Raw genomic sequence first — 23,109 nt, 5'->3', positions numbered from 1 at the left:
CGGGAGGGCAGTCCGCGGTTCGGAGGTTCCTCTCAAGGATTCCGGGACGACAAGCGCGGATTAGGTTTGACCGGTCGGTTGCAGATGTGTAACGTGCATCTCATGCCCTAGTCGACGCGCGTCGACGATGTGGGTCCTTCCGGAACGGAGCCGGTGGGCTTCGCAGCAGTTTCAAGGAGGAAACACACATGACACCCCTACCCCGTCGTCAGTTCATCCAGGGCTCGGCCCTGGCTGCGGCACTGGCCTCCGTCGGGGCCTGCGCCACCTCCCACGGAGACGACGACGGCCCCGTCACTTTTGAAGGCACTGGACCAATCACCTGGGTCCAGGGCAAGGACAACTCGGGTGGCAAGGTGCAGGCCAGGATCGATGAGTGGAACAAGGCTCATCCCGGCGAGGAGGTCAAGCTCATCGAGCTCTCCGCCGAGGCCGACCAGCAGCGCACCTCGTTCATCAATGCCGTCAGGATCAACTCCAACGCTTACGACGTCGTCTCCCTGGACAACGTCTGGGTCTCCGAGTTCGCCGCCAACCGGTGGGTGGTCGAGCTGCCCCAAGACGAGCTCAAGAATGACGACATCCTGGAACCCGTCTGGAAGACGGGCGTGTACAAGGACAGGCTCTTCGCCGTCCCCCATGCCACCGATGCGCCGGTGATGTTCTACCGCAAGGACTTCCTGGCTCAGGCCGGCGTCGCGGTCCCCACGACCTGGGACGAGGTCAAGGCTGCCATCGACAAGGTCCGGGCCCTTCCCGAGCACAAGAACATTGGTGGGTTCGGCGGCCAGTTCGCCAAGTACGAGGGGCTGACCTGCTGCGCCTCGGAGTTCATCCACTCCGCCGGAGGTGGGTTCTACAACGACGACGCCCAGGTCATCGTTGACTCCACCGAGTCGGTCGCCGGCCTGCAGTGGCTCATCGACGGCTTCTCCCAGGGCTACATCCCCAAGGAGTCCCTGGAGTGGAAGGAGGAGGACGGTCGTAACGCCTTCGAGTCGGGCGACCTCCTCTTCTACCGTCAGTGGCCCTACCAGTACGCCAACAACAAGAAGTCCCTGGGGCCGGACAAGTTCGACGTCGCCGCCCTGCCGAGCATCGATGGCAAGCCATTCGTGCCGACCCTGGGTGGGCACAACTGCGCCATCACCAAGGGTTCCAAGAACAAGGAAACCGCCTTGAAGTTCCTCAAGTGGTGGATCAACGAGGACTCCCAGCGCTATTCCCTCAAGGCCCAGGCGAACGCTCCGATCCTTGGATCCCTCTACGACGACCCCGAGCTCCTCAAGGAATTCCCCTACCTGCCGATTCTCAAGAAGAGCCTCGAGAACGCCAAGAGCCGTCCCCAGGCCGTCTACTACGGCGACGTCACCGCCAAGATTCAGGACAGCATCTACCCTGCGATCCAGCAGCCGGGGGGCAGGGCGGCCAAGGACGTTATCGCCGGCCTGAGCAGCAGCCTGAAGAAGCTGGAGGGCTAAGAGTCCCGATACGGTGACCGCCTTGCGGCGGCCCCTCGTGAACCCGGTCATGTCAGTAAGGACGGTCAAAGGACAGTCATGAGTACCACGACGCACTCCGAACAAGTCGTCAATCACCAGTCCAAGAGCTCCAAGGCCCAGGCCCGTCTGGCCTGGATACTCATCTCGCCCACGGTGCTGGTACTGACGATCGTCATCCTCATCCCCATCGCGCAGTCCCTCTACCAGTCGCTCTTCGGGCGGCCCCGGCTGGAGGACAACGGCTTCTTCTCCACCATCGAGCCCTTTGTGGGCCTGAAGAACTACACCGACATCTTCTCCAGCGCCGGTGAGCGGTTCTGGGTCGCCTTCTACAACACGACCCTCTTCGGCGTGGTCACCGTGGTCCTGGAGACCGTTCTGGGTGTGGCCATGGCGCTCATCATGCACAAGGCGATGAAGGGGCGCGGCATCGTGCGCGCCTCCATCCTCGTGCCCTGGGCGATTCCCACCGCCGTCTCCGCCATCCTGTGGGGCTGGATCTTCAACCAGAACGGCGTTGCGAACGCCATCCTGGGACGGCACGTCATGTGGGCCTCGGGGGACCTGAGTGCCAAGGCGGCCATCATCATCGCCGACGTGTGGAAGACGGCACCCTACATCGGGCTGCTCACCCTGGCCGGGCTTCAGCTCATCCCCGATGAGGTCTACGAGGCCGCCAAGATCGACGGCGCCAGCGCCTGGAAGCGCTTCACCTCCATCACCCTGCCACTGGTCAAGCCCGCGCTCGTCGTGGCCGTGGTCTTCCGCGCCCTGGACGCCCTGCGTATGTTCGACCTGCCCTACATCCTCATCGGCCCCAGGAAGGGCAGCGTGGAGACCCTCTCCATGCTGGTACAGGACGAGAGCTCCAACTCGCGCTACGGCAGTGCCGCGGCCTATGCCCTCATCCTGTTCCTCTATGTCTTCGTCTTCGCGGTCGCGTTCTTGAAGATCACCAACACTGACATCAGCGGCAACGACGAGGCTCGGCGCAAGCGCAATGAGCGCAAGCTGCCGGTCAGCGCCTTCTTCAAGCGCTCCGGCTCCTCCACCCCGGCCTCCCAGACGGCTACTGAAAGGAGCCAGCAGGCATGAGCACCTCCACCGCCGCACCGCTCAACAAGACCAAGAGGGACTGGGGAAAGGTCTTCTCCACCGTCGGTATCGTCCTCATCGTCATCTACTGCCTGGCGCCCTTCTACTGGATGCTGGTCTCCTCGCTGCGCAACGACAAGGAGATCTTCGAGAACAGCTGGTGGCCCCGGCACCCCTCGCTGGAGAACTACAAGGCGGTCTTCTCTGAGAAGAACGACTTCGCCAACGGTCTCATCAACTCCCTGGTCGTCTCGATCATCGTGACGATCGTGGCGCTGGCGGTGGCGACCTTCACCGCCTACGCCCTGGCGCGCCTCGACTTCCGGGGTAAGGGGGTGCTGATGCTCCTCATCATCGCCACCTCGATGTTCCCGCTCGTGGCCATCATTGTGCCCCTGCTGAAGAACTTCGCCGCCTGGGGCTGGACGGACACCTACCAGGCGATGATCGTCCCGGATCTGTCCTTCTCCCTGCCGCTGGCGGTGTGGAACCTGACGAGCTTCTTCCGGCAGATGCCCCAGGAGCTCGAGCAGTCCGCCATGGTTGACGGGTGCACCCCCGGCCAGGCCTTCCGCAAGGTCATCCTCCCGCTGGCCGCGCCGGGAATCTTCACCACGGCCATCATCATCTTCATCGGCGCCTGGAACGAGTTCCTCGTGGCCGTCACGATGATCGTCAACCCCTCCATGCAGCCGGCCACGGTGCTGCTGTCAAAGTTCACCGGGGAGTCCCAGTTCGATACGCCCTTCGGTTCCCAGATGGCGGCCGGAGTCATCATGACGCTACCGCTGGTCATCATGGTGCTGCTCTTCCAGCGCCGGATCGTGGCCGGACTGGCCGCAGGAGGACTCAAGCAGTAGGGCAGCTCAGTCCGGGCTCGGCTCACTGGAGAGCCCGCCCATCACCCGTTCGTCTCTGTGGGGCGGCACCACCGCCGCGCTGCCGCCCCACAGAGAGTGTTCGGGACTAGGCTGGATGCCTCCAGCCTCCACCCCGCCATCCCTGTTTCCATTCACTCGGCCGCAGCGCCGCTGCCCGACCAGGACCTGATCATGACCTCGACCAGTGCCCGCCCCCAGGGCCGCCTACCGCGCACCGACACCGACGCCTGGTGGCGTGATGCCGTCATCTACCAGATTTACCCCCGCTCCTTCGCCGACGCCAACGGTGACGGCATCGGCGATATCCAGGGGATCCGGGAGCACATCGACCACCTGGTGGCCCTCGGCGTGGACGCCGTGTGGCTCTCGCCCTTCTACCCCTCGCCCCAGGTCGACGCCGGCTACGACGTCTCGGACTACTTCGATCTGGCCCCCGAGTACGGCTCCCTGCGGGACCTCGACGCCCTCATCGCCGACCTCCACGAGGCCGGCATTCGCGTCATCGTCGACCTGGTCCCCAACCACTCCTCCGACCAGCACGCCTGGTTCCGCGCCGCCTTGGAGGCGGGTCCGGGGTCTCCCAAGCGCGACCGCTACATCTTCCGCCACAGTGACGACGGCGCACCGAACAACTGGGGCTCGCTCTTCGGCGGGCCGGCCTGGCAGCCGGTGGAGCCGCTCACCGGCCGTAGCGAGGACCGGGGCTGGTACTACCTCCACCTGTTCGCAGCCGAGCAACCCGACTTCAACTGGTCCAACGTGGACGTCCACGAGCACTTCCGCACCTTCCTGCGCTTCTGGGTGGAGCGTGGTGTCGAGGGCTTCCGCGTGGACGTCGCCCACGGCCTGGTCAAGGCCGAGGGCCTGCCCGACGACGACCTCGGCCCCGACCGGTGGAATATTGCCGCCTCCCCGGATGAGGACACGGCCCACGAGAAGCTGCCCGATGTCGGACCCGCCTTCAACCAGCCCGGGGTCCACGACATCTACCGCGAGTGGCGCCGTGTCCTGGACGAGGTCGGTCAGGACATCCTCCTGGTCGCCGAGGCCTGGGTGCCCACGGAGGCCGATGCCGCCCAGTACGTGCGAGCCGACGAGATGAGCCAGGCCTTCAACTTCCCCTTCCTGGGTGCCGGATGGGACGCCGACGCGCTGCGCCGCGTCATCGACGTCTCCCTGAGCGAGTACGGCGCCGTGGGGGCGCCCGCCACCTGGGTGCTGTCCAACCACGACGTCGTGCGCCACGCCTCCCGCCTGGCCTATCCCGCCGACATGGACACCGACCCCGGGATCGGCCCCAAGGATCCCCAGCCCGACGCCGAGCTTGGCCTGGCCCGGGCGCGCGCCGCGACCCTGTTCATGCTGGGACTGCCCGGCAGCGCCTACCTCTACCAGGGCGAGGAGCTGGGCCTGCCCGAGCACACCACCATGGAGGACGAGGCCCGCCAGGACCCCCTGTGGGAGCGCACCAACCACCTCGTACCGGGGCGCGACGGCTGCCGGGTCCCTCTGCCCTGGACGCGGGACGGGGCCTCCTACGGCTACAACGCCAGCGGCCGTACCTGGCTGCCTCAACCCGAGGGCTGGGGCGAGTACTCGCCCCAGGCCCAGGAGGGACGCGAGCACTCCACCCTCACCCTGTACCGGCGGTCCATCGCCCTGCGCCGCGAGCTCCGACTCGGGCGTGGGTCAGTGGAGTGGCTGGACAGCGAGCCCGGGGTCCTGCACCTGCGCAATGGCATTACCGCGATCGTCCTCAACACCACCGAGCAGCCGGTGACGATCGAGGGGGTCGGCAGGACCCTCATCACCTCCTGGCGCCGGAGCGAGACTGACGGGTCGACTGCAGCGAATACCGTGGAGGCTGCGGGTGCCGTCGTCGTACCGCCCAACGGCGCCTGCTGGCTGGATGCGTCCGCCGGAGGAACCGATGGCGGCGACCCGCGCTGATGTGGCCCGGGCGGCGGGGGTGTCGCCCTCGACCGTCACCTACGTTCTGACCGGTCAGCGCTCGACGCGCTCGAGCACGCGGGATCGGGTCATGCGGGCCGTGCGCGAGCTCGACTACCACCCCAACACCGCCGCCCGCTCACTGGCCTCGCCGGTGCTGCGTACCGTGGGTGTCCTGTTCCGGCGCCAGCGCTCCACCATTGACGCCAACGACCTGGACTACGTCGATGGTGTGCGTCGCGCACTGGCGCCCAGCGGAATCCAGGTCGTCATCCCGGTCATGACTTCCTCGGCGCCGCTGATCGAGCTGCGCTCGCTTGTGCGCTCCGGCGCCCTGGGCGGGGTGGTTCTCATGGACGTGGCTGACGGTGATGACCGCGAGGCGATGCTGCTGGAGGAGAAGGTCCCCACCGTCCTCATCGGCTCCTCGGATCGCGCCGGTGGGGCGCCCGGCATTGACGCGGACTTCGCTCAGATGGCCCGCGCCGGCGTGGAGCACCTGTCCGGGCTCGGGCACCGTCGTATCGTCGCGCTCATGCGGGAGACCGCATCCGATGACGCTCACGCCCGCCAGGACCAGGCCCGCGAGCTCCTGCGCGCCGCCCAGGAGCTGGGGGTGGAGGTCCTGGTGCGTCAGGTGCCGGAGGCGGCGCTGGCCGGCGCCGAGATCGTGGAGGCCGAGGGCCTCATCGAGGGGTGCAGCGCAGTCCTGTCCAACAACCCCGCCGCCGTGGTGGGACTGGCCTGCGCGGCGCAGGCCCACGGGTTGTCCGTTCCCGCCGACTTGTCCGTGCTCACCCTCGGGATCACCCAGGGCAGCGGCCGCCATGGGGAGGCCTTCAGTGAGCTCAGTGTGGACCGTGAGGTCATGGGGGCCGAGGCGGGCTCGCTCCTGCTCAGATGCCTCAGAGGAGAACCGGACCAGGCCCAGTACCGAGGGCTCATGCCCGCCGTCCTCACCGACCGTGGGACCACAGCGCGCCGTCAGGAGTAGCTCGAGCCGCTACGGATCCCTTCCACCCCCTACTCCGGGAGCCCCACATACTTGACGAATCGGAAGGAGAGGTCTTTGTCCATGCCCGAGTCGAAGGGGGCGGGGTGGTGCTCATTGAAGAACTCCACGATGTGAAAACCGCACTTGTTGACGTAGAAGTGGATGTTGCGTACCTCGAAGTAAGGGGTCACCAGCTCCCACTCCCGCACGTCGGGGTACGCCTCCTCGATGGCGGTCCATGCGCGTGCGCCGATGCCGCGTCCGTGCGTGCTCGCATTGATCGCGAGAATCTCGATCTCTCCGCGATCTCCCTTCACTGAGAGCATGACGCCGCCGACTGGAGTACCTTCCTCGATGATGCGCAGGGCCTGGACCTCGGACCTGCTGAGCGACTCTTCAATGTCTTCTCGCGGAAGGATCGGAGAGGCGGCTGGGTAGACGGTTCCGTCCTCGGGGAGGGATACGTCGATGAATGAGGCTCGTGCGTCGCCCACGAAGTGCTCGAAGGCCTCCTGCAGGTCGGCGATGAAGGACTCGCGGTCGGCGGCTTCCAGGGGCTTCAGGTTGATCGTCATGGAGGCCAGTGTAAGAAGACCCCGCCTGGAGGTCCGACCGTCTGGACAGCGGGGTTCGGTAACGACAGGTCGCAGTGGTTGAGGTAACACCATCTGAGAAAGCGCCTACTGTGCCAGACTCGACGATGAGCGTGAGATGTTGGAGGAGAGGGGATGGCGCTGAGCAGAACGCGCGTGGTCAACGCTCTCATCGGCCTGCTGGTCCTGACCGTGGTAGCTCTCGCCGTTGTTCCGTGCCTGGTCCCCAGGACCCAGGAGGCGGTGCGGGACAGACCCGACTCCGACGTCGTCCTCACCGGGGATGTTGCCCGAGACCGCTCGGTGGCCAGCGACGAAGCGATCGACCGGGCTCGCCCTAGCCCTCCCGTTGACATCCAGCACCGCGCCGACCTCATGGGGCTGGGGGTGAGCATCGTGTTCGCCTCCATCGCCGTCATCGCGGTGGCGCTGTCCTGGCGGAATCGAGCCCATCTGCCCCGTAGCTTCGCCCGGCTGCCTTTCGGCGGCGCCTTCGCACTGATGATCGGGATCGCCTGGGGCTACACGGTCGGAAACGCAGGCATTCAGGACGACGACGGGGACGCGATGAACTGCCTCGGGGAGCGCCTGACCTCACTCGACTCCCGACTCATCCCCTTCCTCAACCGCGACTGCGTGACTCAGAGCCGCATCGACGTGCTTGCGGCCCTGCTGGCCGCCGTGACCATCGTCCTCATCGAGTACAGGATCCTGCTGAGCCTCCGGCAGACAACCGGAGACGCGAACCTGCTCGACAGGCCCTAGAGCGACAGCGGTGGCGCCGTCCCGAGGGAGGACGGCGCCACCGTTCGTCACAGGGCCGGGTGCTCGCGGCTCACTTCTTCTTGGCCGGGGCCTCTCCGAGCTCGGCGGCGGTCACAGCCACCGGGGAAGCGCCTTCAGCCGAGTCGGCTGCCGGGGCGGCCTGCTCCACGGTGAAGGGGCCGGTCACCTTGGCGGCCTCCGTCAGGTCCGCACGAACCGCCTCGATGGCCTCGGCGTACTCGGGCCGGTCGGCGGCAACGGCCAGCGTCACCGAGAGGATCGGCGTCTTCTGACTCGTCTTGGCCTCCGACTTCACCTTGCGCAGTGCCGCCAGGGCGACTCCCGCGCGGGCCACCAGCTCGGCGTCGGCCCCGGCGGAGGCCTCCCGCAGACCATCGGACTGCGGCCAGGCGGCCCGGTGCACCGAGCCGGTGCGGTACCAGCTCCACACCTCCTCGGTCGCGAAGGGCAGGAAGGGGGCCAGCAGGCGCACGAAGGTGTCCACGGCGATCGCCAGCGTCGCCCGCGCCGAGCGGACGGCGGCCGCGTCGTGAGATCCGTCGAAGTCATTGGCCCGGTCCTTGACCAGCTCGATGTAGTCATCGCAGAAGGTCCAGAAGAAGGACTCGGTGACCTCCAGGGCCCGGGCGTGACCGAACTCCTCGAAGGCCGCCGTGGCGGCGTCGACGACGTCGGCCAGAGCCGCCAGGACCGCACGGTCGATCGGCTCGCTGACCACCGAGGCGTCCAGGCAGGGGGCGGGGGCCGCGGCCACAGTGGCCTCGTCGGCGTCCCAGGGGAGCCCCATGGACAGGGCGAACTTGGAGGCGTTAAGGACCTTGATGGCCAGGCGACGGCCGATCTTGATCTGGGTCTCCTCGAAGGCCGCGTCCAGGCCCAGGCGGGCCGAGCTGGCCCAGTAGCGCACGGCGTCGGAGCCGTACTGCTCCAGCAGGCCCATGGGGGTGACGACATTGCCCTTCGACTTGGACATCTTCTTGTGGTCGGAGTCCAGGATCCAGCCCGACAGGCCGGCATTCGTCCACGGCAGGGCCGCGAACTCCAGGTTCGCGCGCACCACCGTGGTGAACAGCCAGGTGCGGATGATGTCCTGCCCCTGCGGGCGCAGGTCCATCGGGTAGACCCGGCCGAAGAGGTCCTCGTCGCTCAGCCAGCCCGAGGCCAGCTGGGGAGAGAGGGAGGATGTGGCCCAGGTGTCCATGATGTCGAGCTCGCCGACGAAACCACCGGGCTCGCCGCGCTGGTCCTCGGTGTAGCCGGCCGGGACGTCGGAGGAGGGGTCCACGGGCAGCTCTGACTCGGCCGGCGTCAGAATCTTGTCGTAGTCGACCTCGCCGTCCGCCCCGACCTGGTACCACAGCGGGAAGGGGACGCCGAAGAAGCGCTGACGCGAGACCAGCCAGTCGTTGTTGAGGCCGCGCACCCAGTTCTCGTAGCGCACGCGCATGAAGTCGGGGTGGAACTCCAGCCGGCGGCCGCGCTCGAGCAGCTCCTCGCGCAGGTCGGTGCCGGAGGCCGGGTTCGTCCACTCCTTGCCGCCGTTGCGGATGTACCACTGGCGGGAGGTGACGATCTCCAGGGGCTTGTCGCCCTTCTCGAAGAAGTTGGTCTGACGCACCGTCTTGACGGGCTCACCGCGCATCTCACCGGTCTGCGCCAGGCGGGCCACAAGGGCCTCACGGGCCGAGAAGGTGGTCTTGCCGGCCATGGCCTCGTACATCTCACGGCCGGCCTGGGAGGTGATCCACTCGGGGGTCTCGGTCTCGATGCGCCCGTCCTTGCGCAGAATCGCACGCAGCGGCAGCTGCAGGTCGCGCCACCAGTCGATGTCCGTGGTGTCACCGAAGGTGCAGCACATGGCGATGCCGGCGCCCTTGTCCTTCTCCGCGGCCGGGTGCGGCAGGACCGGCACCCCGACGCCGAAGACGGGGGAGGACACGGTGGTGCCGAACAGGGGCTGGTAGCGCTCGTCGTCGGGGTGGGCCACCAGGGCCACGCACGCGGGCAGCAGCTCGGGACGGGTGGTCTCGATGCACACGTCGACGCCGTTCTCCACCGGAGCGCCGGCTGCCTCGGCCTTGGCGGCGGCGGCCTCATCGACGATGTGGAAGGCCAGGCGGTGGTAGAAGCCGGGATACTCGCGCGACTCCAGCTCGGCCTGGGCCACCGCCGTCTGGAAGGTGACGTCCCACAGGCCGGGCGCGGCGGCCTGGTAGGCCTCCCCGCGCTCGAGGTTATGCAAGAAGGCGGTCTGGGCGACCTTGCGGGCCCGCTCGCCAATGGTCTGGTAGGTGTGGGACCAGTCCACACTCAGGCCGAGCCTGCGCCACAGGGCCTCGAACTGCTTCTCGTCCTCCACCGTGAGGCGCTCGCACAGTTCGACGAAGTTGCGACGCGAGACCGGCACCTGGTCGCGGGCCTTGATCGACTTGCCCTCCCCGCCGGTGTGCGGGGGAGTGAAGTCCGGGTCGTAGGGCAGAGAGGGGTCGCAGCGCACCCCGAAGTAGTTCTGCACGCGGCGCTCAGTGGGCAGGCCATTGTCGTCCCAGCCCATGGGGTAGAACACCGCCTTGCCGCGCATGCGCTGGAAGCGGGCCACGGTGTCGGTGTGGGTGTAGGAGAAGACGTGCCCCACGTGCAGGGAGCCGGAGACCGTCGGCGGCGGGGTGTCGATGGAGAAGACCTCGGCGCGCTCGGCGCTGCGGTCGAAGGCGTAGGTCCCCTCGGACTCCCAGCGCTCGCCCCAGGTGGTCTCCAGGCCGTCGGTCGACACCTTGGCCGGCACTCGCGGGCTGTGGGGCTCGGAGGGCAGCAGACGGCTGGACGATGACGGGGGAGCGGAGTGGCTCGTGGGGATCTCAGACATGGGTCGATTCTGTCACGGCGCTGCCCGGGGCCTCGACCGGCTGCGGTGTGAGGTCGGCGGGCGTCGGCGCCGCTCCGCCTTCTGCGCAGACAAGGAGTAGACATGGAATAGACATGGATACGGGTCACGAAGAATAGACATGGATACGGGTCACGAAACGGGCGCGAATTGGTACGCTTGTACCAACACGGATCGAGGGGAGACCGCAGCGGCCCCGGGTGGCAGTCGAGGAGGACGCGCATGGATGAGGAACCGGCGGAGCACAAGGATCCGGTGGCGCAGACGCTGACGGGCGTCTCCCGGGACCAGTCTGCGCAGGCCGGTAGCCAGTCCGGAGGGGATGTCACCGAGCGCCTGCGGGAGCTCAGCGAGCACGCCGGCGTGCTCAGCCGCAAGAACACCCACCTGGCCAACGCCCTCAGGGCGGCGCGCCAGGAGCTGGCGGCCCTGCACGAGGACATCAAGGCCCTCCAGCTCCCGCCCCTGGCGCACGCCACCGTCCTGGCCGTGGACCCAGGCGCGCGCGCCGCCGACGTCTCCATCGCCGGGCGGCGCCACCGGGTGGGCGTGGGTCCCGCCGTCGTGTCCTCCTCCCTCCACCCGGGTGACGACGTCGTCCTCAACGAGCACCTCGTCATCACCGCTACCTGCCCCTCGCCGCGCTTCGGGGAGGTCGTCACCGTCAAGGAGACCTACGACGACGGCACCGTCCTGGTCCTGGCCCGTCACGACGAGGAGCAGGTCCTCAGCCTTTCGGAGACCCTGAGCGACCACCGCCCCCGGGTCGGCGACGCCCTCGTGGCCGACCTGGCCGTGCGCATGGCGCTGCGCCCCGTGGTGCGCTCCGAGGTCGAGGAGCTCGTCCTGGAGGAGGTGCCCGACGTCGGATACGGCGACATCGGGGGACTGGGCGAGCAGATCGAGCTCATCCGCGACGCCGTCCAGCTGCCCTTCCTCCACCCCGACCTCTACCGCGAGCACCGGCTCACCCCGCCGCGCGGGGTGCTGCTGTACGGGCCGCCGGGATGCGGCAAGACCCTCATCGCCAAGGCCGTCGCCGCCTCCCTGGGGGCCGGCGGGCGCGGCGAGGCCTACTTCCTCAACATCAAGGGCCCCCAGCTGCTGGACAAGTACGTGGGAGAGACCGAGCGGCGCATCCGCGTCATCTTCGCCCGAGCCCGGGAGAAGGCGGCCACCGGCGTGCCCGTCGTCGTCTTCTTCGACGAGATGGACTCCCTGTTCCGCACCCGCGGGTCCGGGCGCTCCTCGGACGTGGAGACCACCGTGGTCCCGCAGATGCTCGCCGAGATCGACGGCGTCGACGAGCTCGACAACGTCGTGGTCATCGGCGCCACCAACCGCGAGGACATGATCGACCCGGCGATCCTGCGGCCGGGCCGCCTCGACGTCAAGATCCGCATCGGCCGGCCGGACCGGCGCGGCGCCGCCGAGATCCTGGCGACCTACCTGACGCCCGACCTCCCCATCAGCGAGGAGCTCCTGGCCGCGCACGGCGACGCGCAGGGCGCGGTGGACGCCCTCATCGAGCAGGTGGTCGAGGCCCTCTACACCCGCCGCCGTGCCACCGAGATGGTCGAGCTCACCCGCGCCGACGGGCAGGTCGAGATCCTCCACGTCGCCGACCTCGTCAGCGGCGCCATGCTCGCCAACATCGTCGACCGCGCCAAGAAGGCGGCCGTCAAGGATCTGGTCACCAAGGGCAGGCGCGGCCTGACGTCCGAGCACCTGCGCCGCGCCGTCATCGAGGAGATCGTGGAGAACGAGGGCCTGCCCGCCACCGTCCACCCCGACGACTGGGCCCGCGTCAGCGGAAGGCGCGGCACCCCCGTGGTCTCCATGAGCGTGCTCCAGCGCTCGCGGGAGGAGTGAGAGCCGTGGCGCCGGCGAGCACCCAGCGGGTCCCCGGCCGCGAGGTCACGGTCATGGGCCTGGAGACCGAGTACGGCATCCTTGGGGCCGAGCCGGAGGACGTCGTGGCCGCCTGCCTGGAGGCCGAGGGTGAGGCGGGGCGCAGTCGGGGAGTGCGCTGGGACTACTCCGGGGAGTACCCCCTGCGTGACGCCCGCGGCTTCGAGATGGACCGCGCAGCGGCCGACCCCTCCATGCTCACCGACATCCCCGGGGCCGCCTCCGTCGAGGCCCCCGTTCCCGGGCGGGTGCGCACCACCGCCGTCGTGCGCCTGACCGCCGAGGAGGAGGCCTGGCAGCGCGGCACCGCCACCTGCGTGGGCACCGGCGGGCGCCTCTACGTGGACCACGGCCACCCCGAGTACGCCACACCCGAGTGCACCGGTGCCGCGCAGGCCGTCCTGGCCGACCGGGCGGGGGACCTCCTGGTGGCCAGGGGAGCCGAGCGGCTGCGTCGCGGCGGCGTCAAGGCCCGGCTGTTCAAGAACAACGTCGACGGCAAGGGCGCCACCTACGGCACCCATGAGAACTACCTCGTGCCCCGCGCCCTCGACTTCGACGACCTCACTCAGGCCCTGGTCCCCCTGCTCGTGGTCCGCCCGCTTCTGGTGGGCTCGGGCCGGGTCGGCACCGGCGCTGTCGGCCAGGGCGCCGACTTCCAGATCAGTCAGCGGGCCGACTACCTGGAGAAGGTCGTCGGCCTGGGCACCACGGTGGACCGCCCCCTGGTCAACACCCGCGACGAGCCCCACGCCGACCCCCAGCGCTGGCGCCGTCTCCACCTGGTGGCAGGCGACGCCAACTGCTTCGACACCATCGCCTGGCTCAAGCTCGGCATGACCGCCCTCGTCCTCCAGGTGCTGGCCGACGGCGTGCCCGCCTCCTGGCGCCGCCTGCGCCTGGCCGACCCCGTGGCCCAGGCCCGGGAGGTCTCCCGCGACACCCGCCTTCAAGGCACGCTGGAGCTGGCCGACGGGCGGCGTCTGAGCGCCCTGGAGATCCTGGAGCACTACCTGCAGACGCTGCGCAGCCACCTGAAGGACCACGGCCGTCCCGCGCCGGCGCCGCAAGGCGACCCCCTGCGCCCGGACCTGGCCGCACTGGCCGACGGCGCCGACACCGGCGGCGCCGAGACCGGCGCGCTCCTCGCCTTCTGGGAGGCCTCACTGGCCTCACTGCGCGAGCGGCAGGCCCAGTGCGCCGGTGGCCACGGGCCTAGGAAGTCGCAAGGTGTGGCCGGGCACCTGGAGTGGGTCGCCAAGAAGCAGCTCCTGGACGCCACCGCCCGCCGCCATCCGGGCGCCGGCGGACACGACGTCCTCCACGCCGTCGACCTGGCCTGGTCAGAGCTCTCCCCGGCCGGGAGGGGCCTGGCCGAGCGGGTTCCCGCCGGTGTCGACGCGCGCGGCGGGCTCCGTGACGAGATGGTGGAGGCGGCCCTCGGTCAGCCGCCCACCACGACCCGGGCCTGGCTGAGAGGTAGGCTCGTGAACGACTTCCCCGGGCAGGTGGTCGCCGCCGGTTGGCACTCCATGGTCCTGGAGACCGGTGAGAGGACCCAGCGCCGCCTGCCCCTGACCGACACCCTGGCCTTCACCCGCACCGCCACAGCGCTGGTCCTCAAGGATGCCGCCGACGTCGTCGAGGTCCTCGCGCGCCTCACGGGCGAGCGCCCCGGCGACCCGGGGCGAGCCGCCGAAGCAGTGACCACATCCGCCACCCTGTCAGGAGAGCAGACATGAGTGAGTTCGCCCAGCCGTCCCGCAGCCGCCAGGACGACCACGCCCCCGACGACGACCCGACCCCCGCCCCCGCAGGACCCGCCCGGGGTCAGGGCCTGGACTCGGTGCTGGATATGATCGACGACGTCCTGGCCGTTGACGCCCAGGAGTTCGTGCGCGGCTTCGTCCAGAAGGGCGGCCAGTGAGCACCAGGATCCCGGGGTTGCGAGTCACCGGCCTGGAGACCGAGTTCGGCGTCCTGTGCGCCCCCGTGGGGCCGCCGGAGGAGACGAAGGCGGACCTGCCGGACGTCGAGAGAGCGGCGGCGCTCATCTTCCGTCACCGGCCGGTCGGCTACCGCAGTACCAACCTCTTCCTGCCCAACGGTGGTCGCCTCTACCTCGACATCGGAGCCCACCCCGAGTACGCCACCGCCGAGTGCGTGAGAGTGCGCGACCTCGTCGCCCAGGATCAGGCCGGCCGGGCGATCCTGGCCGACATGGCCAGGCGCGCCGCCGCGCGCCTCGCCCAGGAGGGAACCGCGGCCCGCTTCCACCTCCTGGCCAACAACACCGATTCGGCAGGCCATACCTACGGCTGCCACGAGAGCTACTCTGTGCCCCGCAGTCTGCTCGACGTCACCGACGACGCAACCCGAGCCAGCAGTGAGACCGCCATGGCGGTGCTCACCTCCTTCCTGGCCACGCGCCCCGCCTTGGTCGGCTCCGGGCGCCCACTGGCAGGCGGTCCGACGGAGTCGAAGCAGGGCAGCCGTGGTGTGGGGGAGGAGGCCGCCTGGGGCCTCTCCCCGCGCGCCCCCCACCTGCAGGCCCTGACCTCGGCCGACACCACCGGGCAGCGCGCCCTGGTCAACACCCGCGACGAGCCCCACGCCGACGCCAGCCGCCTACGTCGCCTGCACGTCACCTGCGCCGACACCACCATGGCCGAGCCGACAACGGGCCTGCGCAGCGCTGTGACCCTCCTGCTCCTGGACGCCCTCGAGGCCGGCTGGGACTTCACCGACCTGACCCTGGTCGACCCTTTGGCCACTCTGTCCGCACTGGGGGAGAGTCCCTGGGGGGACGTGCCCGTCACCACCGTCCAGGGGCGGAGCCTGAGCGCCGTCGACATCCAGGAGGCCTTCCTGGAACGACTGGCCGCCTACCTGGACGACGCCGGAGTACCGGACTTCCTGCGCGGCGCCGAGCACCTGCTCACCGACCTGGCGCCCCGCGTCATCTCCGCGCTGCGCCACCACGACGACAGCGGCATCGACACCGAGATCGACTGGGCCATTAAGCGCCGCCTCATGCGCGCCCAGTGCGAGCGCCACCCCCAGTTGAGCGGCCAGGCCCTGGAGACCCTGCGCTCGCGGGTGGACCTGGCCTACCACGACCTCAACGCCGAGACCGGACTGGTTCCGCGCCTGGTCGCCCAAGGGGCCATGGTGAACCTGTGCGATCCGGAGGAGATCGAGCGTGCCCGCCAGGCTCCCCCGGCCACGCGCGCTGCCCTCCGGGGGGCCTTCGTGGCGGCCTGCTTGGAGGTGGGTGCCGACTTCTCCGTCTCCTGGGAGAGCTTGCGGCTGGACTCGCCGCCCACTGCGCCCGTGGACCTGCCGGACCCGCTGGAGACGGTCCACGAGGCCGCCGAGTCCCTGACCCAGCGGGTGCTGGGCCTGCGTCCCGAGGAGATGCACCGCATCGACCTCGTGGGCCGCGGCGGCCTGGGTGCGCCGGGCTGAGACTTCTGAGGGCCTGGGCCCCGTCGCCCTTGAGTGCTGTCCGCTACCGGTTTTTCCCGTCTTTTCAACGGCTGGGGTCGGGTGTTCCCTCACGGCCCGGGGCCTGGTCGACCCTTGCGTGAAGTCCCGGGAAGGAGTAGACACTTAGGTGTGCCTCACCAAAGCCGCGAGGTGTGCCGCCTCTCGGGGTGATGTCTCTGGGTTGGTTCGTTCGACGTGTCGATGCGCGGCTCGGGTCAGACATTTCTCTGAGCAAGTCAATAATGATAATGATTTGCAAAACGGGATGGGGGCGGAGTAGATGTGCGGTCATCATGCCGGCGTGCCCGCCCAGGCGCGCCCCGGGGCTCCGGCATGAGGTCGGAGCGGTCACCGTGACCCGTGAGAACACGCAAGGAGAAAGCATGAGCACCACCAACCGCACGCCGGTCGTCACCGAGCAGAACAGGCCCTCGGTTCACACCTCATCGCGCTCAGGGCTGGCCGACTCCGCCCTGGGAACCCGCAACCTCATGATGATCGCCGCGCTGGCGGTCGTCTCCATGATCCTCCTGGTCCCGCTGAACTACCTGGCTCCGGCGGCGGGAGCCTCCCGGGACGCCGTGCTCCTGGGGTGCGCGATCATGGGACTGTGGCTCGTGCCGTACCTGCTGCCCGCAACCGTCGTTCGCCGCCCCGGCGCCGTCATGATCGCGGCCCTTCTCATGGGGATCATGAGTGTCTTCACCACTCCGACGGGTCCTGCGGCCATCGTCGGCAACCTCATCGGCGGGGCCTTCGTCGAGGTGCCCCTGGCCATCCTGCTCTACCGGAAGTGGACCTGGTGGTCCTTCCTCATCTCGGCGGCAACCTTCGGCCTGCTCAACGGCATCATGTACGTCTCCGTCATGAGCGCCGCAGCGGGTATGGCCTCGGCGAGCGCCGGCGTCGTCATCGCCGTGGTCTCGGCCCTGGTTGGTGGCGGCCTCACCATTGCCCTGACCCGACTGCTCAACCGCGCCGGCGTCGGCATCGATCAACGCACGACCGGCCGTGCCTGAGACAGTGCCCGCCGCACCGGCTGCTCCGGGGGTGGAGCAGCCTCTGGGAGAGTCGGCCGATCCGGCATTGGTGAGCATCGAGGGCCTGAGCGTCCACTACCTCGGACGCGAGAGCTGGGTCCTGGACGCCGTCGACCTGACCCACCTGCGCACTCAGGTCACCGCCGTCATCGGCCCCTCGGGCTGCGGCAAGACCACCCTCGTGCGCGCACTGTGCGGCCTCATCCCGCACTGCCTGCCCTCGGAGTACTCCGGCAGCCTGAGACTGGCCGGCACCGAGGTCGCCGACGCCACCGTCCAGACCCTGGCTCAGACCGTCGCCTACGTCGGCCAGAGCCCCGACGCCGCCGTCGTCACCCGCACCGTCCACGACGACGTCGCCTTCCCGCTGCAGAACCTGTGCCTGACCAGGCCGGAGATCACCGCGCGGGTCGAGCAGGCCCTGCGTGCGGTGGGACTCATCGAGCGCATCTGGGACGACCCCTGGACGCTCTCGGGCGGGCAGCGTCAGCGACTCGCGCTCGCCGTCGCCCTGGCCATGCGCCCACAGCTCCTCGTGCTCGACGAGCCGACCAGCACCATCGATACCACCGGCCGCGAGGAGTTCTACAGCCTCATCTCCTCCTTGACAGCCTCGGGCACGGCGGTCGTCGTCATCGACCACGACCTCGACCCGGTACTGCCCATTGTCGACCAGGTCCTGGCCCTCAACGCCGACGGGCGGACCATCGCCGTCGGCTCGCCGCGGGAGGTCTTCATGAGCCACCGCCGCGAGCTGACCGACGTCGGAGTGTGGATGCCCCGAGCCCTGCGTGAAGCCGGCGACGACCTCCCCGCGGGGACGCAGGCCTCGGAGGCGGCGCTGACCTGTGCCGAGGCCGGAATCCGGGTGCCCCGGCTCGCCGACCTGTGCGCCGAGGGCGAGGTGCGCTACCTGGAGAAACAGGCGCCCGGCTCCGCCGAGAGCTGGCAGCAGGTCGAGGCCATCGACACCCGTCACGTGCTCGCAGGCCGCCCCCGGCCCGAGTCCAGAACCAGTGTCGAGCTGGTCGACCTCGAAGTGCCGGGGCGCTCACCTCAGGTGTCCCTGCGCCTGGGTGGCGGCGAGCTCGTGGCGCTGGTCGGCCCCAACGGTGCGGGTAAGTCCTCGATCCTGTCCGCCCTGGCCGGACTCGTGCGCTCCACCGCACCCAAGGCGGTGGTCGGTGGCCGGGACGTCGGCAAGGGCAGGCACCTGGTTGGATACGTCTTCCAGAATCCTGAGCACCAGTTCGTGGCCACCACCGTCGGGGCCGAGCTCGCTGTCGGAGGGACCTCGCCGGAGCGGGTCGATGAGCTCCTTGAGCAGTTCCACCTGACCGCCCACCGGGACCACCATCCCCTGACCCTCTCGGGCGGTCAGGCCCGCAGGCTCTCGGTGGCCACCATGGTCAGCGAGGAGCGCGACGTCGTCGTCCTCGACGAGCCCACCTACGGGCAGGACTGGGATAACACCTGCGAGCTCATGGACTTCATCGATCAGCTGCGCCACCAGGGGCGCACGGTCATCATGGCCACCCATGACCTCGAGCTCGCCCTGAAGCACGGCACCCATATCGTCGCCCTGCCCTGGGCGGCCGGCACCGGAGCGGCGGAATCGCGCGTCGGTCTGCTCGAGCCCGCCCCGGTGCCGCCCCGGCCCCAGCCACGGCCAGGTCTGTTCACCTCGCTCAACCCCTTCACCCTCTTCGCGTCGGTCCTGCCGGCCATGGTGATGGTCTTCGTCCTGCGCAACCATCACCTCAACCTGGGCATCCTGCTGACCTCCTCGGTCCTCATCGTCGCCGCGCGCGCCTCCCTGAGACGCACTGTGGCCTCGGTAATCGCCCCCTGGGTGGTCACCGCACTCATGACCTGGATCTTCAGCAGCGGGGTCCACCACCAGGAGACGGCGGCGCGCCTTTACGACCTGGGTGACGCGGTGACGGGGGGTAGCGGTATCGGCGCGCTCATCGCACTGGTCCTCCTCTCGGGCGTCTCCACCGACCCCGAGGCCCTCATCCGCACCCTGACCACCACCTTCCGCATGCCCTACCGCCTCGGGGCGGCGGGCACCGCGGCCATCGCCTTCATCACCCGCTTCCACGGCGACTTCGTCCTCCTTCGTACCGCCAGGGCTTTGCGCGGGGTCGGTGGCCGCTGGGGGGTGCTCGCGCCCGTGGTCCGTTGGATCGGCTCCATCCTGCCGCTGATGATCCTTGCCATCCAGCACGCCGAGCGCGTTGCCCTGTCCATGGACTCACGTGCCTTCGGCGCCCATCGACGGCGCACCGAGATGGCTGACGAGCCCTGGAGAGGACGCGACTGGGGAGTCGTCGTTCTCGCCTGGGCGCTGGCCCTCATCATCTGGAACACCCTCCGCTGAGGAGACAACCATGCCGAAGCAACCGATGCACCAGGCGAGTCACCAGGAGGCCGCAGGCGTCACCGTCGGCGAGCTCATCCGACCGGCGCGCCCGGCCATGATCGCGACCGGGCTGCTGACCGCCCTCGGAGCGCTGCTGTCCATTGTCCCCTTCGAGGCCATGCGCAACCTGGCGGCCATCTGGCTGGGCGAGTCCTCACCGCAGGGCTGGCGCGGCAGCCCATGGGCCTGGGCAGCCATCGCCGTCGGGGCGCTCTTCGCCTCCCAGGCCCTCTACCTGGCGGGCCTGGGGATCACGCACCTGGCCGAGGCCCGGCTGCGCCACCACCTGCGCAGACAAGTCATCGAGGCCATCAGCGGCCTGCCCCTGGGGCGGGTGGCGCAGATCCCGCACGGCACCATCCGCAAGATGGTCTGCGACGACACCACCTCCATCCACACCCTCGTCGCCCACGTCCCCGGTGACGCCACCAACGCCGTCGTCATGGCGGTGGCGGGGACGGCCTACCTGCTGTGGACCGACTGGCGCCTGGCCTGCGCGCTGGTGGGGCTGTGGGTCCTGGTCCTGGGAACGATGCTCCTGACCATGTCGGGCATGTCGGACATCACTGAGCGCTTCGGCGCCGCTCAGACCGCGCTGGCCGCCGCGACCGTCGAGATGCTCGAGGGCATCAAGGAGATCAAGGGCTTCCAGGCCACCGACGCCTCCCGCACCCGCTTCAGCCAGGCGCGCACCGAGTTCTCCAGCCTGTCCTACGAGTGGGTGAGCAGGTCCGGGAAGGCCATCAGCGCCATGACCGCCGTCCTGCGTCCCTCCACGGTCTTCGCCACGGTCGCACTCCTGGCCGTCCTGTTCACCTCCCAAGGATGGACGCCCTTGTCGGCCACCCTGCCGTTCTTCCTGGTGGCCCTCGGGCTGCCGGAGGGACTCATGACCCTCATCGGCCTCATGCAGCACATGTACGAGTCCAGGATGGCCGCCCAGGCCACCGCCGACCTACTCTCCCTGCCGCCGATGCCCGAGGGAGCCCATGACGAGGGCGAGGGACCCACCCCCGGGCGCGTCGACGTCGAGGACGTCACCTTCTCCTACGAGGCCGGCTCCCCGGTCCTGCACGGCGCCTCCTTCACCGCCGAGCCCGGAACCGTGACAGCGCTCGTCGGCCCCTCCGGCGGGGGCAAGTCGACCCTGGTCCGCCTCATCGCCCGCTTCCACGACGTCGACGACGGAGCCGTGCGCATCAGCGGCGTCGACGTGCGCGACGCGACCTTCCCCTGGCTGCTCTCGCGCGTGGCGGTCGTACTTCAGGACGTGGCCCTGGCCCACGACTCCGTCCACGACAACATCGCCCTGGGACGCCCCGAGGCCACCCGGGAGCATGTCGAGGCCGCTGCCCGCGCGGCCTGCATCCATGAGCGCATCGCGCGCCTGCCCCACGGCTACGACACGATCCTGGGTGAGGAAGGCGGATTCCTCTCCGGAGGGGAGCGCCAGCGCATCACCCTGGCGCGCGCCTACCTCCAGGACGCCCCCGTCCTCGTCCTGGACGAGGCCACCGCCCAGGCCGACCCGGCCTCCGAGCGCGACATCCACCAGGCCCTGTCCCGGCTCGCAGCCGGGCGGACCGTCATCATCATCGCCCACCGCCTGTCCACGATCCGCGACGCAGACCAGATCCTCGTCGTCGACGCCGGACACATCACCGAGCGCGGCACGCACGAGGAGCTGCTGGCCGCCGGCGGCCGCTACGCCGCCATGTGGAGCAGCCAGGACCTGAGCGAGGAGACCGACGCCGCCGCACTGACCGTCCAGGTCGAACAGCTGAGAGCCGAGCCCGCCGGGCAGGAGGAGAGGTAACCATGTGGAAGCTGCTGACGCGAGTCGTCAACGCCGCCGAGATGCGCACCATCATCGCCTGGTTCGTAGCCTCCGCCGTCCTCCAGGGCCTCACCCTGGCCCTCATGATCCCCTTCCTGCGCGCCCTCTACTCCCGCTCGCAGTTCCTGACCGCCTGGCTGATCGCCGTCGTGGTCATGGCAGTGAGCGCCGCGCTCGTCGAGACCATCGCCATGCACCGCTCCTACCGGGTCAGTGTCTTCGAGGTCTGCGACACGATGATCGACCGCGTCGCCGATCACGTCCTGACTCTGCCGCTGGGCTGGTTCAGCGCCGAGCGGGAGGCCGCCGTCGTCAACGCCACCTCCAAGGAGGTCAACACCCTCTCCCACCTGGCCTCCATGGTGATCCCCAACCTGTGCAACGCCTTCATCGTCCCGCTGGTCATGCTCGGGGCCACCGCCGTCGTCGAGTGGCCTCTGGCGCTCATCATGGCCGCAGCCATCGTCCCGCTGGTCCTGACGTGGCGGCTCATGGGCGCCGCGACCACTCGCGCCAACGAGATGGAGGACCGCACCTCGAGCGCCGCGGCCGGACGCCTCGTGGAGTTCGCCCGGCTCCAGCCCGTACTGCGCGCCACCGGTGCCACCAAGACGGGCTGGGCACCGGTGCGAGCCGCCCTGGAGGCCGACTCCGCCTCCACCCTGGACGGCCTGCGGGTCAAGGGCAGGCCCGGGCAGTACTTCAACCTCATCGTTAACGTCGCCTTCGCCCTGGTCATGGCGGTGGGGCTGGCACGGGTGAGTGGGCACCGGCTCGACGTCGTCGCATACCTGGCGATCATGGCCGTCACCGCGCGCACGCTGCTGCCACTGACCAAGGCGGCCATGTACGGATCCGAGGCCGACAACGCGAAGGTCGCCCTGCGGGCCGTGGGGGACATTCTCGACGCGCAGCCTCTGTCCGACCCCGAGCCAGGTCAGGAGATCGAGCCCCGGGGAACCACGATCGCCCTGAACGACGTCTCCTTCTCCTACGACGCCGGCCGCCCCATTCTGGCGGGCGTCTCCTTGAGCGCACCGCAGGGGAGAGTGACCGCCCTGGTAGGGCCCTCAGGGGCGGGCAAGTCCACGATCCTGCGCCTGGCCGCCCGGTTCTGGGACGTCGACGACGGGACCGTCACCATCGGCGGTGCACCGGTCCGCTCCATGCGCGCCTCGACGATCATGGGCATGACCTCCATGGTCTTCCAGGACGTCTACCTGTTCGACACCACCATCCGGGAGAACCTGCGCATCGCCCGGCCCGAGGCCACCGACGCCGAGCTGGCCGAGGCCGCCCGACGTGCCCGCCTGGACCACGTCATCGAGGCGCTGCCGCACGGGTGGGACACGCAGGTTGGTCCTGGCGGGCTGAGCCTGTCCGGTGGGGAGCGCCAGCGCGTCGCCATCGCCCGGGCCTTCGTCAAGGACGCCCCGATCCTGCTGCTCGACGAGATCACCTCGGCCCTGGACGGGGAGAACGAGTCCGCGATTACCGAGGTGGTGTGCGAGCTCTCCGAGGGGCGCACCGTCATCGTGGTGGCGCACCGCCTGTCCACCGTCCGCCAGGCCGACGAGGTCGTGTTCCTCGAGCCGAGTCAGGCCGGCGCCCGCGTGGCCCAGCGCGGTACACCCCAGGAGCTGGCTGCCGTCCCCGGCCCCTTCCGCGAGTTCATCGAGGCCTCCACGGCCTCCTCGCGCTGGCACATCCGTCAGGGGTGAG

General features: G+C 69.4%; 16 protein-coding genes. 14 read left to right on the top strand and 2 right to left on the bottom strand.

Going from position 1 to position 23,109, the window contains the following annotated elements; all coding sequences use genetic code 11:
* Positions 1–188: 188 nt before the first annotated feature.
* The 5 genes from HW274_RS08715 (at position 189) to HW274_RS08695 (ending at position 6,422) form a co-directional block, all read left to right on the top strand.
* On the top strand, positions 189–1,481 hold the full coding sequence (locus HW274_RS08715; RefSeq protein ID WP_075255154.1) for an ABC transporter substrate-binding protein: 1,293 nt from the start codon (positions 189–191) through the stop codon (positions 1,479–1,481).
* Positions 1,482–1,559: 78 nt separating this feature from the next.
* Complete coding sequence (locus HW274_RS08710) at positions 1,560–2,597, top strand: carbohydrate ABC transporter permease (protein WP_010613520.1); 1,038 nt, start codon at positions 1,560–1,562, stop codon at positions 2,595–2,597.
* Positions 2,594–3,457 carry a carbohydrate ABC transporter permease gene (locus tag HW274_RS08705; RefSeq protein WP_060957622.1) on the top strand — a complete coding sequence of 288 codons (864 nt, stop codon included), beginning with the start codon at positions 2,594–2,596 and terminating at the stop codon, positions 3,455–3,457. Before HW274_RS08710 ends, HW274_RS08705 begins: the two co-directional genes overlap by 4 nt.
* A gap of 192 nt (positions 3,458–3,649) precedes the next feature.
* Positions 3,650–5,428 (top strand): glycoside hydrolase family 13 protein, encoded by a 1,779-nt coding sequence (locus tag HW274_RS08700; RefSeq protein ID WP_075255152.1) that lies wholly within the window; start codon positions 3,650–3,652, stop codon positions 5,426–5,428.
* Positions 5,409–6,422: a LacI family DNA-binding transcriptional regulator gene (locus HW274_RS08695; RefSeq protein WP_075255151.1), complete on the top strand. Its 1,014-nt coding sequence runs from the start codon at positions 5,409–5,411 to the stop codon at positions 6,420–6,422. Before HW274_RS08700 ends, HW274_RS08695 begins: the two co-directional genes overlap by 20 nt.
* Positions 6,423–6,451: 29 nt before the next feature.
* Here the strand turns inward: HW274_RS08695 and HW274_RS08690 are convergent, their stop codons facing one another.
* Positions 6,452–6,997, bottom strand: a complete 546-nt coding sequence (locus tag HW274_RS08690; RefSeq protein ID WP_185988606.1) for a GNAT family N-acetyltransferase — start codon at positions 6,995–6,997, stop codon at positions 6,452–6,454.
* 153 nt (positions 6,998–7,150) lie between these two features.
* On the opposite strand from HW274_RS08690, the gene HW274_RS08685 reads away from it, so the two are divergent.
* A complete protein-coding gene (locus tag HW274_RS08685; protein ID WP_075255149.1) occupies positions 7,151–7,780 on the top strand; it encodes a hypothetical protein in 630 nt (209 codons plus the stop codon).
* Positions 7,781–7,850: 70 nt separating this feature from the next.
* Here the strand turns inward: HW274_RS08685 and valS are convergent, their stop codons facing one another.
* On the bottom strand, positions 7,851–10,667 hold the full coding sequence (gene valS / locus HW274_RS08680) for a valine--tRNA ligase (protein WP_185988605.1): 2,817 nt from the start codon (positions 10,665–10,667) through the stop codon (positions 7,851–7,853).
* A 240-nt stretch (positions 10,668–10,907) separates the two neighbouring features.
* Between valS and arc the strand changes: the two genes are divergently transcribed.
* The 8 genes from arc (at position 10,908) to HW274_RS08640 (ending at position 23,108) form a co-directional block, all read left to right on the top strand.
* A complete protein-coding gene (gene arc / locus HW274_RS08675; protein WP_185988604.1) occupies positions 10,908–12,557 on the top strand; it encodes a proteasome ATPase in 1,650 nt (549 codons plus the stop codon).
* A 5-nt stretch (positions 12,558–12,562) separates the two neighbouring features.
* On the top strand, positions 12,563–14,338 hold the full coding sequence (locus HW274_RS08670) for a proteasome accessory factor PafA2 family protein (RefSeq protein WP_260679039.1): 1,776 nt from the start codon (positions 12,563–12,565) through the stop codon (positions 14,336–14,338).
* Complete coding sequence (locus HW274_RS08665) at positions 14,335–14,523, top strand: ubiquitin-like protein Pup (RefSeq protein ID WP_075255146.1); 189 nt, start codon at positions 14,335–14,337, stop codon at positions 14,521–14,523. The genes HW274_RS08670 and HW274_RS08665 overlap by 4 nt, the downstream gene beginning before the upstream one ends.
* Complete coding sequence (locus HW274_RS08660; RefSeq protein ID WP_185988603.1) at positions 14,520–16,064, top strand: proteasome accessory factor PafA2 family protein; 1,545 nt, start codon at positions 14,520–14,522, stop codon at positions 16,062–16,064. The genes HW274_RS08665 and HW274_RS08660 overlap by 4 nt, the downstream gene beginning before the upstream one ends.
* Positions 16,065–16,468: 404 nt before the next feature.
* On the top strand, positions 16,469–17,104 hold the full coding sequence (locus HW274_RS08655) for an ECF transporter S component (protein WP_185988602.1): 636 nt from the start codon (positions 16,469–16,471) through the stop codon (positions 17,102–17,104).
* A 70-nt stretch (positions 17,105–17,174) separates the two neighbouring features.
* Positions 17,175–19,508 (top strand): ATP-binding cassette domain-containing protein, encoded by a 2,334-nt coding sequence (locus HW274_RS08650; protein WP_185989599.1) that lies wholly within the window; start codon positions 17,175–17,177, stop codon positions 19,506–19,508.
* Positions 19,509–19,518: 10 nt separating this feature from the next.
* A complete protein-coding gene (locus tag HW274_RS08645) occupies positions 19,519–21,366 on the top strand; it encodes an ABC transporter ATP-binding protein (protein WP_185988601.1) in 1,848 nt (615 codons plus the stop codon).
* 2 nt (positions 21,367–21,368) lie between these two features.
* Positions 21,369–23,108, top strand: a complete 1,740-nt coding sequence (locus HW274_RS08640) for an ABC transporter ATP-binding protein (protein ID WP_185988600.1) — start codon at positions 21,369–21,371, stop codon at positions 23,106–23,108.
* Position 23,109: the final 1 nt, after the last annotated feature.

Origin of the sequence: Actinomyces sp. oral taxon 169 (assembly GCF_013394715.1) — a bacterium.
Taxonomy (GTDB): domain Bacteria; phylum Actinomycetota; class Actinomycetes; order Actinomycetales; family Actinomycetaceae; genus Actinomyces.
Note: the sequence above shows the minus strand (reverse complement) of the source record. Positions and strands in the feature narration are given on the sequence as shown.

Coding starts and splice junctions, on each gene's coding strand:
- HW274_RS08715 (WP_075255154.1), top strand. CDS start 189: ATGACACCCCTACCCCGTCGTCAGTTCATCCAGGGCTCGGCCCTGGCT.
- HW274_RS08710 (WP_010613520.1), top strand. CDS start 1,560: ATGAGTACCACGACGCACTCCGAACAAGTCGTCAATCACCAGTCCAAG.
- HW274_RS08705 (WP_060957622.1), top strand. CDS start 2,594: ATGAGCACCTCCACCGCCGCACCGCTCAACAAGACCAAGAGGGACTGG.
- HW274_RS08700 (WP_075255152.1), top strand. CDS start 3,650: ATGACCTCGACCAGTGCCCGCCCCCAGGGCCGCCTACCGCGCACCGAC.
- HW274_RS08695 (WP_075255151.1), top strand. CDS start 5,409: ATGGCGGCGACCCGCGCTGATGTGGCCCGGGCGGCGGGGGTGTCGCCC.
- HW274_RS08690 (WP_185988606.1), bottom strand. CDS start 6,997: ATGACGATCAACCTGAAGCCCCTGGAAGCCGCCGACCGCGAGTCCTTC.
- HW274_RS08685 (WP_075255149.1), top strand. CDS start 7,151: ATGGCGCTGAGCAGAACGCGCGTGGTCAACGCTCTCATCGGCCTGCTG.
- valS (WP_185988605.1), bottom strand. CDS start 10,667: ATGTCTGAGATCCCCACGAGCCACTCCGCTCCCCCGTCATCGTCCAGC.
- arc (WP_185988604.1), top strand. CDS start 10,908: ATGGATGAGGAACCGGCGGAGCACAAGGATCCGGTGGCGCAGACGCTG.
- HW274_RS08665 (WP_075255146.1), top strand. CDS start 14,335: ATGAGTGAGTTCGCCCAGCCGTCCCGCAGCCGCCAGGACGACCACGCC.
- HW274_RS08655 (WP_185988602.1), top strand. CDS start 16,469: ATGAGCACCACCAACCGCACGCCGGTCGTCACCGAGCAGAACAGGCCC.
- HW274_RS08645 (WP_185988601.1), top strand. CDS start 19,519: ATGCCGAAGCAACCGATGCACCAGGCGAGTCACCAGGAGGCCGCAGGC.
- HW274_RS08640 (WP_185988600.1), top strand. CDS start 21,369: ATGTGGAAGCTGCTGACGCGAGTCGTCAACGCCGCCGAGATGCGCACC.